This is a genomic window from Mesorhizobium sp. M2A.F.Ca.ET.043.02.1.1, assembly GCF_003952405.1.
GTDB lineage: Bacteria > Pseudomonadota > Alphaproteobacteria > Rhizobiales > Rhizobiaceae > Mesorhizobium.
In genome coordinates this window covers 6,142,247-6,156,767 of the sequence record NZ_CP034445.1, presented here as the reverse complement: position 1 = coordinate 6,156,767, position 14,521 = coordinate 6,142,247, and the positions used below count along the sequence as shown (strand labels likewise).

At 63.5% G+C, this 14,521-nt stretch carries 12 protein-coding genes; 7 read left to right on the top strand and 5 right to left on the bottom strand.

All coding sequences use genetic code 11. From position 1 onward, the window contains the following. Window positions 1-11 precede the first annotated feature (11 nt). Window positions 12-626, top strand: a complete 615-nt coding sequence (locus EJ068_RS29645; protein WP_245463281.1) for a class I SAM-dependent methyltransferase — start codon at window positions 12-14, stop codon at window positions 624-626. Window positions 627-656: 30 nt separating this feature from the next. Here the strand turns inward: EJ068_RS29645 and EJ068_RS29640 are convergent, their stop codons facing one another. Beyond that, entirely contained in the window at window positions 657-1,589 is a 933-nt protein-coding gene (locus EJ068_RS29640) for an AraC family transcriptional regulator (protein WP_127251035.1), read from the bottom strand. Between the two features lie 74 nt (window positions 1,590-1,663). Here EJ068_RS29640 and EJ068_RS29635 point away from each other — a divergent pair, with 74 nt between their 5' ends. The 4 genes from EJ068_RS29635 to EJ068_RS29620 all read left to right on the top strand — a co-directional run bounded on the left by EJ068_RS29635 (window position 1,664) and on the right by EJ068_RS29620 (window position 6,505). Beyond that, the gene (locus EJ068_RS29635; RefSeq protein ID WP_127251034.1) at window positions 1,664-2,491 is read left to right on the top strand and encodes an oxidoreductase; all 828 of its coding nucleotides are present in this window, start codon (window positions 1,664-1,666) and stop codon (window positions 2,489-2,491) included. 62 nt (window positions 2,492-2,553) lie between these two features. Continuing rightward, window positions 2,554-4,014: a phospholipase D-like domain-containing protein gene (locus EJ068_RS29630; RefSeq protein WP_126083145.1), complete on the top strand. Its 1,461-nt coding sequence runs from the start codon at window positions 2,554-2,556 to the stop codon at window positions 4,012-4,014. 24 nt (window positions 4,015-4,038) lie between these two features. Beyond that, window positions 4,039-4,848: an endonuclease/exonuclease/phosphatase family protein gene (locus EJ068_RS29625; protein WP_189342586.1), complete on the top strand. Its 810-nt coding sequence runs from the start codon at window positions 4,039-4,041 to the stop codon at window positions 4,846-4,848. A gap of 631 nt (window positions 4,849-5,479) precedes the next feature. Next, on the top strand, window positions 5,480-6,505 hold the full coding sequence (locus EJ068_RS29620) for a DMT family transporter (RefSeq protein ID WP_127251033.1): 1,026 nt from the start codon (window positions 5,480-5,482) through the stop codon (window positions 6,503-6,505). A gap of 147 nt (window positions 6,506-6,652) precedes the next feature. Here the strand turns inward: EJ068_RS29620 and EJ068_RS29615 are convergent, their stop codons facing one another. Then, the gene (locus tag EJ068_RS29615; RefSeq protein WP_129554957.1) at window positions 6,653-8,623 is read right to left on the bottom strand and encodes a BTAD domain-containing putative transcriptional regulator; all 1,971 of its coding nucleotides are present in this window, start codon (window positions 8,621-8,623) and stop codon (window positions 6,653-6,655) included. A 163-nt stretch (window positions 8,624-8,786) separates the two neighbouring features. On the opposite strand from EJ068_RS29615, the gene EJ068_RS29610 reads away from it, so the two are divergent. Beyond that, on the top strand, window positions 8,787-9,839 hold the full coding sequence (locus EJ068_RS29610; protein WP_245463280.1) for a DMT family transporter: 1,053 nt from the start codon (window positions 8,787-8,789) through the stop codon (window positions 9,837-9,839). A gap of 70 nt (window positions 9,840-9,909) precedes the next feature. Further along, a complete protein-coding gene (locus EJ068_RS29605; RefSeq protein WP_245463500.1) occupies window positions 9,910-10,677 on the top strand; it encodes a DUF1194 domain-containing protein in 768 nt (255 codons plus the stop codon). A 58-nt stretch (window positions 10,678-10,735) separates the two neighbouring features. Here EJ068_RS29605 and EJ068_RS29600 read toward each other — a convergent pair whose 3' ends face one another. Genes EJ068_RS29600 through EJ068_RS29590 form a run of 3 tightly spaced genes read right to left on the bottom strand, consistent with a single transcriptional unit; the run spans window position 10,736 to window position 14,520 of the window. Continuing rightward, a complete protein-coding gene (locus EJ068_RS29600; RefSeq protein WP_127251030.1) occupies window positions 10,736-12,724 on the bottom strand; it encodes a glycoside hydrolase family 127 protein in 1,989 nt (662 codons plus the stop codon). Between the two features lie 18 nt (window positions 12,725-12,742). Next, window positions 12,743-13,600 carry a carbohydrate ABC transporter permease gene (locus tag EJ068_RS29595; protein ID WP_127251029.1) on the bottom strand — a complete coding sequence of 286 codons (858 nt, stop codon included), beginning with the start codon at window positions 13,598-13,600 and terminating at the stop codon, window positions 12,743-12,745. Further along, complete coding sequence (locus tag EJ068_RS29590; RefSeq protein WP_127251028.1) at window positions 13,600-14,520, bottom strand: sugar ABC transporter permease; 921 nt, start codon at window positions 14,518-14,520, stop codon at window positions 13,600-13,602. The genes EJ068_RS29595 and EJ068_RS29590 overlap by 1 nt, the downstream gene beginning before the upstream one ends. Between the last annotated feature and the right edge of the window lies 1 nt (window position 14,521).

Genomic DNA, 14,521 nt, shown 5'->3' with positions numbered 1-14,521 from the left:
ACGAATTCGGCGTGATCCACCAGATCGACTTCACGCCGATCAAATACGACAAGAAATACATCTCGTACTACGAGGACCTGAGCGACCGGACCATCAAGCTCGGCTACCAGCGGCTTGGCTGGGTGCTGGGGATCACCGGCGAGATTCCGCGCTCGGTGCTCGAAATCGGATACGGCACCGGCACATTCATCGAAGCCGCCAAGATTACAGGCGTCGCCGATTGCGCCGGCTGCGACATCGCCGAGTTTCCGCTGCCCCAAGGTGTCCGCTTTGTCGATTGGGAGGAGGCGCTCGCCGGCTCGTGGGATCTCGTCGCCATGTTCGACGTGCTCGAGCACATCCCTGATCTCAGTTTCCTAGCCCGCCTTAAGACCCGGCATCTGGCCGTCGCTGTCCCTTATTGCCGCTGGCGTGAGCTCGGCGCCGACGGCGACGCCTGGTTCCGGACCTGGCGCATGCGCCTCCCCAACGAACACCTGCACCACTTCGACCGCGACTCGCTGGTGGCGCTGCTCGCGCACAACGGCTTCGACTGCGTGACCCTGAACTGTTTCGAGGACGGGATCAGGCTGCGGCCCGGAGAAGCGGGTCCGAATATTCTGTCGGGCTTCTTCAGGAAGCCATAGGCGGAGAGCCGGCTGAGCGCCAACGGCGGACTACTCCGCCCAGGCAAGCTCGCCCAGATGGCGACGGACCCAGTTCATCTCTTCAGAAGCCGTGCGCCCAAAATGCCGCTTGAAGTCGCGGCTGAACTGAGCCGCGCTCGCATAGCCGACCGAAGCCGCGGCCTGAGCGATCGTGCCCTTGCGCGCGATCATCAGTCTTGCCTCGTGCAGCCGCATGGCTTTCACGTACTGCATCGGGCTGCTCCCGGTCATCTCCCTGAAATGGACGTGGTAGGAAGGCACGCTCATGCCTGCTTCTCTCGCCAGATCGGCGACCGAGATTTCGCAGCTGTAGTTTTCCCGCAGCCATGCAAGGCTCCGCACGATCCTTCCCGACCTGCCCCTTTGCTGCAAGGCCGCGATCATTGCGCCGCCTTGCGGGCCAATCAGCACCCGGTAATGCAGCTCGCGCAGCAGGCCCGATCCAAGAACGGCGGTCTCGGCAGGGTTGCGAAGCGCCTTCAAAAGGCGCAGCAGCACATCCTCAATATCGGCCTCCATCATGCTCGATATGAGACTTTGTGGCGTGTCGCTTCCCACTGCGGAATGCGTCTCCAGCCGCCCTGCAATCTCGGCAGCCAGCCGCATGTCAAACTCGACATAGACAGCAAGCAGCGGACGATCGGGGCTGGCCATCGACTCCATTCGAAACGGAACCGGCACCGACACCGCCAAATAGTGTTCTTCGTCGTAGAGGTAGACCTCCTGTTCGAGGATGCCTCGCTTGCTTCCCTGCAGGACGAACACCGCGCCCGGCTCATAAAGCACCGGGACGTCATGGAGCACGGCCTCCGTCCGAAGCACCCGTACGCTCTCGATCGCGGTGGCATTGTATCCAATGCGTTCGGCCAGAGTTCCGGCAAGCTCGACCAGTTCCCGTTTTCGTCCAGGGTCTTCTTCGATAGGATTTGGCAAGGAATTCATAGAAACCGCAATCCAGGTGACCGCCGCACCATACTATTTGCCAAGGCGCACTCCATCAACAAGGACCGCAGACCATGGCGAAAAAGACCTTCTTCATCACCGGCGCCAATTCCGGCTTTGGCCTCGCCATCGCTTCCGCCGCAATCCAAACAGGCCATACGGTCATTGGCACCGTACGGTCCGAGACCTCACGCGCGGCACTTGGCAGGTCCCTGCCCGCGATGCGGACGGTCATGTGCGATGTCACGGAGTTCGACCGCGTGCCGGACGTCGTCGCGCAGGCGGAGAAGGAGCACGGGCCCGTCGATGTCCTGATCAACAATGCCGGCTATGGCCACGAAGGCGTGCTTGAAGAGTCGCCGCTCGAAGAGATGCGGCGCCAGTTCGACGTGAACGTCTTCGGTGCCGTGGCGGTCGCCAAGGCGTTTCTTCCGAGGTTCCGCGACCGACGCCGTGGCTTCATCGTCAATGTCACCTCGATGGGCGGCATGATCACGATGCCGGGCATTGCTTACTATTGCGGCAGCAAGTTCGCGCTCCAGGGCATATCGGAGGTGATGCGTTCGGAAATGGCCCCGTTTGGCGTTCGCGTCACGGCCGTCTGCCCCGGTTCCTTCCGGACGGACTGGGCCGGGCGCTCCATGGTCCGGACCGAAAGGTCTATCGCGGATTATGACGCGCTGTTCGACCCGATCCGTGAAGCCCGGCTGACGAAAAGCGGCAAGCAGCTTGGCGATCCGGACAAGCTCGCAGCGGCCGTGTTGGCTTTGGTGGAATCCGAAGCTCCGCCGCCGCAGCTTCTGCTTGGCAGCGACGCCCTCAAGCTCGTGTCCGAGCGTATCGAACGCCTGCAGCAGGGGATCGAAGCCTGGAGGGCCGTAACCATCTCGACCGATGGCTGAATGAGCGCGGGAATAACCCGCCGCATTGCCTTTCCGCCCCGGCTCGCTCCATAGTCGGGTCAATGCTTGACGCGATTGCGAGTCACTGGTCGACGCTTATCCTGATCCTCTCGCTGGCAATGGCGGCGGTGGGTATCGTGCACGCCATCATGACCAAGGAGGACGTGCGCGCCGCCACCGGCTGGGTGGGCGTGATGCTTTTGTCGCCTTTCCTCGGCGCGATCATCTACGCCATTGCCGGCATCAACCGCATCCGCCGCGCGACGATCAGCGCGATGCGGCCGGTTTCACCCGAGGCGGCCGCCGCCAGGCACGACCGCGACGTCGCGCTCGAAGCCCTGATCAACGCCGAATTCGGCCAGCGCTTCACCGGGTTGAAGACGCTTGGCGACAGGGTGGCGCGGCGTCCGCTGACATCCGGAAACACCATCGCCGTGCTCAAGACCGGCGACGAGGCCTATACGGCGATGTGCCGGGCAATTGATGCCGCGCAAAGAAGCGTCCTGCTCGAAACCTATATTTTCGACAATGATGCGGTCGGGGCGCTTTTCGTCCAGTCGCTCGGCAACGCCGTCAAGCGCGGCGTCACTGTCCGCGTGCTGATCGACGCCGTCGGCGTGCGCTATTCGGTGCCGAGCATCCTGAAACAACTCAGGGAGGTCGACGTCATCGTCGACCTCTTCAACGGCAACATCGTGATGGGCCTGAGGCTTCCCTATGCCAATCTGAGGACGCACAGGAAGATCCTGATCGTCGACGGCGCGGTGGCGTTCACGGGAGGCATGAACATCCGCAAGGGATTCTCCGCCGAATTCGCCGGTTCCGAAAGTTCGCGGGATACGCATTTCGAGGTCACCGGGCCGGTTGTGGCCGACCTGTTCTCGGTTGCGGCCGAGGACTGGCGCTTTGCCGGCAACGAGGCCCTGAAGGACGGGCCCTGGCAGGTCGAGCGCGCCGCGCCGCCGCCCGGGCAGCCGGTGCTGGTGCGCGCGGTGGCGACCGGGCCGGACGCCTCCAACGAAACCAACCTCAAGCTTTTGATGGGCGCTTTTTCGGTCGCCCGCAAGTCGATCCGCATCATGTCGCCCTATTTCCTGCCGGACCGGGAGTTCATCAGCGCGCTGACCACGGCTGGCCGCCGCGGCGTCGAAATCGACATCGTCGTGCCGGCGGTGAACAATCTTTTCCTCGTCGATCATGCGATGACGGCGCAGTTCGACCAGGTGCTGAAGCATTATTGCCGGGTCTGGCGCCACGAGGGCTCGTTCGATCATTCCAAGCTGATGGCGATCGACGGCGTGTGGGCCTATGTCGGCTCCTCCAATCTGGACGCGCGCTCGCTGAGGCTGAATTTCGAGATCGACATGGAAGTCCTGGACAAAAACTTCGCCGCCGAGATCGACGCCCGCATCGCGGCCGCCATCTCGACCGCCCAGCCGGTGACGCTGCAGACGCTGAATGCAAGACCATTCGTAGTCCGCGTCTTCGACCGTTTGCTGTGGCTGGGATCGCCCTATCTTTAGAGCAGGAAATCGAGCAGCAGGATCATGGAGATAGACGACATCAAGGGACGCAGCCTGCCGGGGACCGTGCTCCTGTCGATCCGCGCCAGGAACGCGCGCAAGGCGAAGGCGACGCCGCGCAAGCGAGTCAACGACACTGAAATTGTCGTCGCCTCCTACAACGTCCACAAATGCATCGGCACGGACCGCAGGTTCGACCCTGACAGGACGGCCCGCGTCATCCGCGAGATCAGCCCCGATGTGATCGCCCTGCAAGAAGCCGACAATCGCTTCGGCGACAGGGCCGGGCTGCTCGATCTCGCTCGCCTGGAACTGGAGACGGGACTCGTGCCGGTGCCGGTCTCGGGCAACGGCAAGGGGCATGGCTGGCGCGGCAATGTGCTCCTGTTCAAACGCGGCACCGTACGCGACGTCCACCAACTCAAGCTGCCGGGACTGGAGCCGCGCGGCGCGCTGGTCGCCGAGATCGATCTTGACGAGAAACGGTCGCTGCGCGTGATCGCCGCCCATCTCGGCCTTTTGCGCCGCTCGCGCTCCGAACAGGCCCGGGTCGTGCTCGACATCATGAGCAGCGCCGATGAAAGGCCGACGCTGCTGCTCGGCGACCTCAACGAATGGCGGCTCGGCAACCGCTCGGCGCTGAACACACTGCACACGACCTTCGGGCCGACGCCGCCGGCGGTGCCGACCTTCCCGTCGGGCCTGCCGGTGCTGGCGCTCGACCGCATCATGGGCAATCGGCACGGTTTGGTTTCAGGCGTCGAGGCGCATGACACGCCGCTGTCGCGCGTCGCCTCCGACCATCTGCCGCTGACGGCTTTCGTGCATCTGTAGATTGCCGCCGACGACGGTCAGCCGGTATACGGCGAAGCTTCGTCTCAGAACTTCCAGTTGAAGTCCGCCCCGCACGGACTGGTCGGAGAGACCCGAGCCGAACTGGACGCCATAGGAGACACCGAGGGTCGCGGCCGGCGTCAAGTTCAAGTCGAGGCCGGCTTCCACCACCGCCGCATCGCGTGCGATGGGCGCGCCGGCGATCGTGAAGGGGGAGCCGCCGGCAAGGGCGAGGCGGCGCCGATGTTCAGCGCGCCGGACCCCGTGCTGTCCACCGTCACAGTGCCATTTGTGTCGGGACTGATACCAACATAGCCATCAATACTGCTGACCGCGCCGCCGTTCTGGACCGTCCGGGTGCCGGTGTCGTGCAGCCGGATCACTGCCTGCGACCTGCCGTTTGCGCCGCTGTGGGCGGAGACCATCCTTGCGCACCACCTCTCCTGACGGAACCCTGACGCGATCCTAACGATCGACGAGACGCTCGCCGGCCTTTCCCAAGCGCTCGGCTGACGCCTCTTTCACTAAGGACATCGCGGGATCTTCGGCGAGGCTTGTCGTGCCGCTCGGAGCCAACCCACCAAAAAATCGACTCCGATTCGCCAGGACAAGACAAGGGGATCAACGGCCGATGCAAAGCAATGAAAGAGTTGCCACCGAAGTCCTGGGCGAAGACGGCAGGCGATACCTGGAGACGATCGAAAAATGCCGGAAGATCGGCCAGCCCTACATGATCGGTTTCTCGCCTGATCACCTCTGGGGGCTGGCGCTGGTGATGTGCGCCGCCACACTCTGGGCGACCGTGGGTGTCGCAAGCAGGTTTGTCCCGCATGAAATCGCAATGCCGGACGAGGTCTACGGATTCGTCCGCACGGTTATTGCCGGGCCCGCCATACTCCTGGTGGCGCGGGTAACAGGCGGCACCCGCAGGGTTAAGGCCAGCGCGGGTAGCTTTTCGGGATTTCTCCTGTTCGGCATTTCCTGCGCCACCTTCCAGGTCTGCCTGTTCCGCAGCTTCACGCTGCTGGGAGTGACGATAACGGTCTTTCTGACGGTTTGCTTGCCACCGGTCATCGCCGTCTTCTGGTCACTGAGGAAGCTTGGCGAACCCATATCGCGGCAGGTCGTGCTTCCCCTTGCGATCTCGATCGCAGGCCTCGTCACTTTCGTAAGTGTCGATACGGCATCGGAACAACCGCTCGACCTTCTATTGGGCCTTGCTCTGTCGCTGCTGGCATCTGCGGCCTTCGTCGTGATGACCAATGCCGCTCGCTCGCTTTCCGTTGCCTATTCGCCGAACCTTGTTTCGGGCCTTGGCCTGATCATCGCATCGCTGGTTCTCGCACCCGTGGCCATGATAGTCGCTCCAGGCGGTCTCACGCATTTCGGCGCGGCCATGGGGGACTGGCGAAGCATCTCGGTTCTGATCTATCTCGGTTTAGGGCCGACAGCTCTCGCCTATGTCTGCTACTGCGCGGGCATGGCGCGGTGCCGCTCCGCGGTGACTGGACTCGTCGCATCGATGATCGAGCCTGCGGTTGCCGCCGGACTGGCATTCCTGTTCCTGGACGAAACTCTCACGGCTTGGCAGGCACTCGGGTGTTTCATGTTGCTGACGGCAATGGTGGCACTTTGGCTGGACAAGCAAAGAACCTGAGCAATTCCTGAAAAAATGTAACGGGTCTTCCGCCCGGAATTGCTCCAAAGCGCGTCGCGCTGAACCGGATCCAGGCGACGCGTTTTAAGTCTTTGTTTGATGCATGTCGTCCGCCCAAAACCGCTGCGCACTTTTGGGCGACAGGCATTAGGAAGCGGGGAGGCCGGCTTTCGAAAGCATTTCAAGAAACCGCGAGTGGTGGCCGTCCCTCACATAGCGCGGCATGAACCCGGGAGCGACATTGCCGAGGTTGAGATGCGGGAGTTGTGACAGGCAGTGGTGGATGGCACGTGACGCTTCTTCATCATTTCCCGTCGCCGCGGCAGTTGCCGCCCAAAAAAGCGCGCCGCGCAGGAATCCCGGCTTTGTCCTGACGACCTTGCGGGCGACCTCGAGCGCCCGCCGGTCGTCTCCGCCCGCGAACAACGCCAAAACCAGGCCGTGGTGGCGCCAGAAGTCGATGACGTCATGCGCTCCAAGGCGGATCGCCTCGTTGGCCGCGCGGACCGCCTCGCCGACCTGTCCGCGCAAGGCGAAGAGCATCGCAATATCGCCGTGGCTGCTGGGATAGCTCGGGTTGAGACTGATTGCGTGCTGGCATTGCACGATCGCCTCGTCGATCCGGCCATCGCATTCGTATGCGAATGACAGGATGCAGCGGGCAATTTCGTCATCGGGCACGGCTCTTACCGAGTCTTCGGCAAGCTCGATCGCACGGTCGATATGCTCCTGCTCGCGAGGCAGAGCACCGAACGCAACACCCATGGTCGTCGCGATGGACAGCGTCCGTTTCGCGCGAACGTTGTCGGGCGCCAGCAAAAGAGCCTTCTCGGCGAGATCCTTCGAGACCAGGAGCGAGTCCCGCGTCATCTCGAAGTATTTCATCAGGGCTTCGTTCACCAGCCGGCGCACTTCTGGAGGACCGGGCGGGCTCTTGTCGCGAACCTTCCAGTTGGTCAATTGAAGCTCAAGGCTGACTGCCAACACGACCGACTGCGCGATCCTGTCCTGGAAAGCGAGCGCGTTCTCCGAGTGGTCGTCGAATTTCTGCGCCCAGACATTGCGTCCATCAGCGGCGTCGACAAGCTGGATGTTCACCCTGAGCTCGTCTCCGGACCTCTGGATGCTGCCCTTGAGCGTATAGCGCGCCCGCACGCCAGCCGGCGCCCTCGGTTCTTCGCCGTTTTTCTGGAGGGCCGAAAGCACGATATAGTCGGCCACCTCGGAAAGCGCCGTGGTGATATCGTGAACGAGACCCTTGGCGAAGAAGTCGTCACCACGCTGTCCCGTCAGATTGACGATGTCGGCCACGACGATGGATGGGCGTCCCGAGCGCTGACCGGCGATAGCTCCATTGGCCGTCTGAAGGTTTGACGATGGCTCGGTGGAGGAAAGCAGCGATTGCCAGAGCGCTCGCGTCTCCGCGCTGACGTCGACACCGAACTCCTTCCTCAAGACGTTTCTGCAAGTCTCGAAGGTCCGCAACGCCTTGTCGCGCTGACCGCATGCAAGTAGCAGTTCCATCTTCAGCCGATAGGATTCCTCCCGCGTCGGCTCCATGGACACCATTCGATCAGCAACAGCCAAGCCGCTTTCGGCGTCCACGAGACGGGCGAGCTTTTCCAGCGACTGAAGCGCGCGGCTCTGCAGCCTTTCGCGTTCGGACGCCGCCCAATCGTCGAAAACGTTGGTGCCGATATGAAAGCCGTCGAGAAACGGTCCATTGTAGAGAGTCAACGCAGCCTGGAGTTCCGAGGCCGAACGGGCCGACAGGCCGGTTTCAAACTCGTCGACATCGACCCGCACCGCTTCCGGCCTCAGACCGATCAGGTCCTTGTGGGAATAGATGATATCCAAGCCGTGTCGCGCCAGATCCCGGCGCAGGACGCTGAGCGTTTGCCGCAGGCTGTTGCGCGAGTGTCCACTGTCGCTGTCGGTCCATAGATAATCGGCCAGCCGCTCGCGCGGCGCCGCCATGCCCGGGCAGCGAGCCAGATACGCAAGAATTGCGGGGCCGCGCTTACCGGTGAGCCAAATTGTGCCACCAGCCTCCTTTTCAAGCTGGAAACCGCCGAAAAGTAAAATCCGACTTGCAGCACGGCTTTCCGCATTTTGCATTGCTCAACGGCTCCCCAGCCTATTGAAATTTTAACTCAAAACTAACGCCTCGCAAGCTCCAGCGCGACGCCACCCAAGCGTTACCGTGACGCAGTTCATTTAGACGCTGCTGAATTAAGGGTAACTGAACCCGCAGCGTGGTTCCGGCCCGGGGGTGCGGCGAATGTCAAAGGTCACGGCCAATCTGCTGCTTCTGTTTGCGGCCGCGCTTTGGGGCTTCGGAAACGTGGCGCAAAAGACGGTGCTCGATCATCTCGACGCACTGAGCGCAGTCGGGCTGCGCTGCTTGATCGGCGGGCTGCTGGTGCTGCCCTTCGTCCTGACGGAAAGGCGAGCGCCGGCCGATGCCGCACATTCCGCCAGCCTGGCCCGGGTGGTGGTGCTGTTTGCCATTTCCATCATGCTGCAACAGCTCTGCTATCTCGGCGCCAGCGTCACCAATGCAAGCTTCTTCGTAAGCACGGCAACGGTGATCACGCCGCTGGCCGCCTGGCTGCTCATGGGTGAACGTCCGAAGGCAGGTCTCGTCGCCGCCGCCGGATCGACGGTGATGGGCTGCCTGCTGTTGTCGGGCGGGATTACCGGTTTCGGCGCCGGCGAGCTCACCGCCCTCCTCTCGGCGGGCTGCTATGCGCTGTGGACGGTCGAGCTCGGGCGCCACATGCATGCCTATGCGCGCCCCTTCACGGCCGCCGCGGCGCAGTTCCTTGCAGCCGCCGCGATAGCCCTGCCGCTCGGGGCGGTGCAAGGCAATCTGTCATTGTCGGCGGCTTCCGAGGCCGGTCCCGAACTGGTGGTGCTCGGGGTTTTCTCGACCGCGGCCGCCTTCGGCATCCAGACCGCCGCCCTGCGTTTCACCTCGGCCAGCCACGCCGCGGTGATCGTCAGCGCGGAAAGCGTCTTCGGCGCCCTGGGCGCGGCGATCTTCCTTGGCGAGCGTTCTTCTCCGGCAGGCGCGCTCGGCGCGGCGATCATCCTCGGATCGATCCTGTCGGTCGCGATGTCGAACCGAACGTCGACGGCGTCCTTGCGAGCCAGTCCAGGCAGAGCCGACGCGGCATTGCCAGCAGGCGCCTGGCCGGTCGGGCGACGCTCATCGTCGTCAATGCAGGTTGGAAGGAGACAATCCGCTGACCTTTGCGGCGACGGCCCACGCCGGTCTCAACGGCCGAGACCGCGTTGCGTGGAAAACGACCTGTATCGAGATGGAGGGTAAGATGGTGGACGGTCTTCACAGGACACCGGGCTCCGATGGCAAAGGGGCAAGGCGTGCGCTTTCATTGGCGATGCTGGCGACACTGCCAGCCGCGGTCCTTTGGGGACCTGCCGCAGACGCAACCAACATAGATCCGCCGTCGATGCAGGTTGACGTCGCCGTCGTCTTCGCGGTGGACTTCTCCTCTTCGATTGATCCGAAGATTGCCGACCTGCAGCGTGAGGGCCATGCCAAAGCGCTCACCTCGCCGGAAATCATCCGCGCCATCTCCCAGAACTATCTCGGTTGCATCGGCGTGGCCTATTTCGAATGGTCGAGCCCCGGTCGCTCGCGCACCGTGCTGCCATGGACGCGCATCTGCGGACTGGACGATGCCAAGGCCGCCGCGTCGGTGATCAGCAAGACAGGCGACACCGGCCATATGCGTCGAGGCAGGGGCGGAACTTCGGTTTCTACGGCAATCGATGTCGGAGGCCTTCTGCTCGACGAGTTCCCCGGGACCGCCATGAAGAAGGTGATCGATATCTCTTCCAATGGCGAGAACAATGACGGGCTGCCCGTCCAGCCGAGCCGGGAGAACGCGATCGCCAAGGGCTACACGATCAACGCGATCGCCATACCGGCGGATGACGAGGCCCCCCGCCAGCCGCTGGCCTCCTACTTTGCCCGATCCGTCATCGGCGGTTCACAAGCCTTCGTGATGTCACCGAAGGAACCGCACGATTATGTCACGGCCCTTCGCCGCAAGCTGGTGACGGAAGTGAGCATGAACATCGACACGCATGTTCCGCCGATGGAGGCACCGGCTCTGTCCGCGCCAATAGCCGATCCTCGGTAGGACTGCACCTCGATGAGGAGGGCTCACTCGTCATACGGGGAAGCCCGGCCAGCGTGCCCTACCCTTCCCTCAGCCAGACCAGCATCTCGCCGGGGTCGCGATTATCCCAGGCGAAATAGGGAACCGCCTTGAGCTTGGTCGCCTCAGTCGCCGGCGGCTCGGGACGATAGAGATCGGCGCCCCAGCTTTCCGTCTCGGCCCTGCTGCCGATGGCCGAAAGCGTGACGACGCCGCCGAGCAGGTTCGGCTCCCTGTGGGCCTCCAACCGTGCCTCGCGCGGCAGGGCGATGCGGTGCAGCCCACCGCCATTGTCGGTTTCCTCGACGCAATAGACCAGCGGGCCGCGCGCCAGCGCCACGCGGCCGATGTCCTGGCGCACCTGCGGATTGGCGAAGAGGCGCGCCAACGACATTTCGAGGTCGAGCTCGACCCTGTCGCCCTGGCGCCATTCGCGGCGGATCGCGGCATAGCCGTCGACCGTCGCCGCCTCAAGATCGACCAGCCTGCCGTTTACCCGAAGCGCCGCCTTGCGGCACCAGGCCGGCACGCGCAGATGAAGCGTGAACGCAACCGGCGCCTCCGGCCCGACCTCGATCGCGACCGCGCCGTCCCAGGGATAGTTGCTGGTCTGGACCAGGGTGACTTGCCGGCCGGCGATCTCGAAACGAGCGGTCGAGTCGCCATAGAGATGGACCGCCAGCGCGTCGTCGGCGAGGCCGTAGAAATAGCTGCCGATCGAGGCCACCATGCGGCCGATATTGGGCGGGCAGCAGGGGCAGCGGTGCCATTTCCAGCGGTGGTGACCTCCCCTGCTCTCCAGCGGATTCTCGTAGAAGAACAGCGAGCCGTCGAGCGACAGGCCGGAGATCGAGCCGTTGTACAAGGCCCGTTCCATCATGTCGGCGTACCGCGCGTTCGGGCCCATGCCGAGCATGCGGCTTGCCCAGAACACCAGGCCGACCGAGGCGCAGGTCTCGGCATAGGCTGTCTCGTTGGGCAGGTCGTAGTCGCTGGTGAAGCCCTCATTGTGCGCCGACGGCCCGAGGCCGCCGGTGACATAGAGGCTCTTGGTCATGAGATCGTCCCAGAGCCGGTCGAGCGCCGCGCGCAGCGTGTCGTCGCCATATTCCGTCGCGATATCGGCCATGCCGGAATAGAGATACATGGCGCGCACGGCGTGGCCGACGACCTTGTCCTGGTCGCGCACCGGCTTATGCGACTGGTTATATTCGTAGGTCTTGAAGTGATAGGCCTTCGGGTCGGCGCCGCGGGCGCGCGCCTCCTCGTCGAAATAATGCGGCTGCTGCCCGCGCTGGTCGATGAAATATTTGGCGAGCTCCATGTATTTCTTCTCGCCGGTCGCCCGCGCGAGCTTGACCAGCGCCAGCTCGATCTCCTCATGGCCGCAATACCCCTTTTTCTTGCCGGGCTCGGGGCCGAACATCGAAGCGATGTGGTCGGCATAGCGGCACATGATGTCGAGCAGCTTGCGCTTTCCCGTCGCTTGGAAGTAAGCGACGGCGCCCTCGATCAGATGGCCGGCGCAGTAGAGCTCGTGGCAGTCGCGCAGGTTCGTCCAGCGCAGGCCGGGCTGAATGCGCTGGTACCAGCTGGAGAGATAGCCGTCCTCCTGCTGCAGTTTTCCGTACATGTCGATGACAGCGTCGATCTTCTGCTCCAGCTCTGGATTGCGGCGGCGGTAGAGCGAATAGGCGGCGGTCTCGATGGTCTTGCCCCAGTCGGAATCCCAGAACATCTGCGTCGTCACCGTCGAGCCGGTGAACTCGGCGCCCTGCCCGTCGGCCTCGTCGGGCGATGGCGAATGGAACGGAATGACGACGCCTGGCGAGGGCCGGTCCGGATCGATCTGCTCCAGCATGCGCGCCTCGACGCAGCGGTCGTAGAGGATGCCGGCGGTGTTGCTAGCCACCGCATCGACACGGTCGCCCCAGAAACCGCGGAGATCGACCTGCGGCACGGGCAACGGCCGGAAGGCGAGCTTCGGCCTGGCAGTGTCGGTTGTGGCGGCGGGATTCGATGCGGTCATGACTTCACTCCATTCGAATTACTTGACGGCCCCGGCCATGAGGCCGCGGATGTAGAAGCGCTGCAGCGCCAGGAAGAGGATCAGGCAGGGCACCATCATCACCGTGACGCCGGCCTGCACCGCGCCCCAGTCGATGGCGCCGAAGCGGCCGGACTGGAGCGCCGTCATCATCACCGGCAGGGTGAATTTGGACTGGTCGGTCATCAGCACGAGCGCGGCCAGAAACTCGTTCCAGGCGCCGAGGAAGGCGAACAGCGCGATGGTGACAACGCCCGGCCAGACCAAAGGCAGCATCACCTTGACGAGCATGGTGACGTTGTTGGCGCCATCCATGCGTGCGGCCTCCTCGATCTCGCGCGGCACGGCGTCGAAAGCGTTGCGCATCATGAAGATCGAGAAGGGCAGCTGCAGCGTGACATAGACGCAGACCAGCCCGGTCAGCGTGTTGTGCAGTCCGAGCTTCGTCAGCACCAGGAAGATCGGCGTCAGGATCGACTGGAACGGGATCATGATCGTCGACAGGATGAGGACGAAGAAGAAATCCCGGAACGGGAAGCGGAAGCGGGAGAAACCGTAGCCGGCGAGCACGCTGACCAGCACCGAGAGCAGAACCGTCATCACCGAAACATAGATGCTGTTCTGCGCCGAGACCCAGAGCCCGTCGCCGAAGGCGTTCAGCGTTTCGTAATTCTCGACCGAGAAGCCGGTGGTCGGCCAGGGCGGCAGCGGCGGCTGCCGCGCCTCCTGCGCCGGCTTGAAGGTCGACAGCACCGTCCAGACGATCGGCGCCAGGAACAGCACCGAGGCGATGATGCCGGTCGAATGCCTGGCGAAGCTGAAGGCGGCCTTGCGGTTCTGCGACATCGCCTCGGCCATCAGTCGAGCCCCTCGGGCTTGCGCAGCAGCCAGAGCTGGATGAGGCTGAGCGCCACCAGGATGGCCAGCAGCACCATGGATAGTGCCGCGCCATAGCCTAATTTGAACGACACGAAGGACTGGTTGAAGATCCAGTAGACCGCCGTCAGCGTCTGGTTGCGCGGGCCGCCGCGCAGGATGATGTAGAACTGGTCGAAGGCGAGGATCGAGCCCGCCACAGACAGGATCAGCGCCAGCGCCAGCGTGCGGCGCATCAAGGGCAGCGTGATCGCCCGGAACCTGGCGAACGGCCCTGCCCCGTCGATGACGGCTGCCTCCTGCAGATCCTGCGGGATCGACTGCAGGCCGGTCATCAGAATGATCATGGTGAAGCCGGCGACCTTCCACACCACCATGGCGATGATCGACCAGAAGGCCGGCTGGAAGGTAGCAAGAAGATTGACCTTCTTTTCGGTCAGGCCGAGGTCATAGGCGGCCGGGCTGAACAGGCCGGAATCGACGTTGAGCAGCCAGGACCAGAGCAGGCTCGCCGAAGCGAAGCCGACCACCGCCGGCATGAAGAAGGCGGTGCGGTAGAGATTGGTGAGCGGCCGCGGCTTTTCGATGAAGATCGCCAGCGGAAAGGCGACGGCGAAGATCGCGATGGTGACGATCACCGTGTAGTAGAAGGTGAATTTCAGCGCGTTCCAGAACCGCGTATCGCGCAGGATCGCGACATAATTATCGAAGCCGATGAAGGCATGCTCGCCCACCAGCGGCCAGTTGTTGAGCGACATCCAGGCCGTCATGCCGAGGGGGATGACGAAGAAGACGGTGACGAAAGCGACGGCCGGAAGGACGTAGAGCAGGCCCACCCATTGCCGCAGGCTGGCGCTGGTGCGCGAGCGGGCGGGGGCGGAGGTGGCGGCGATGGCGGTCATG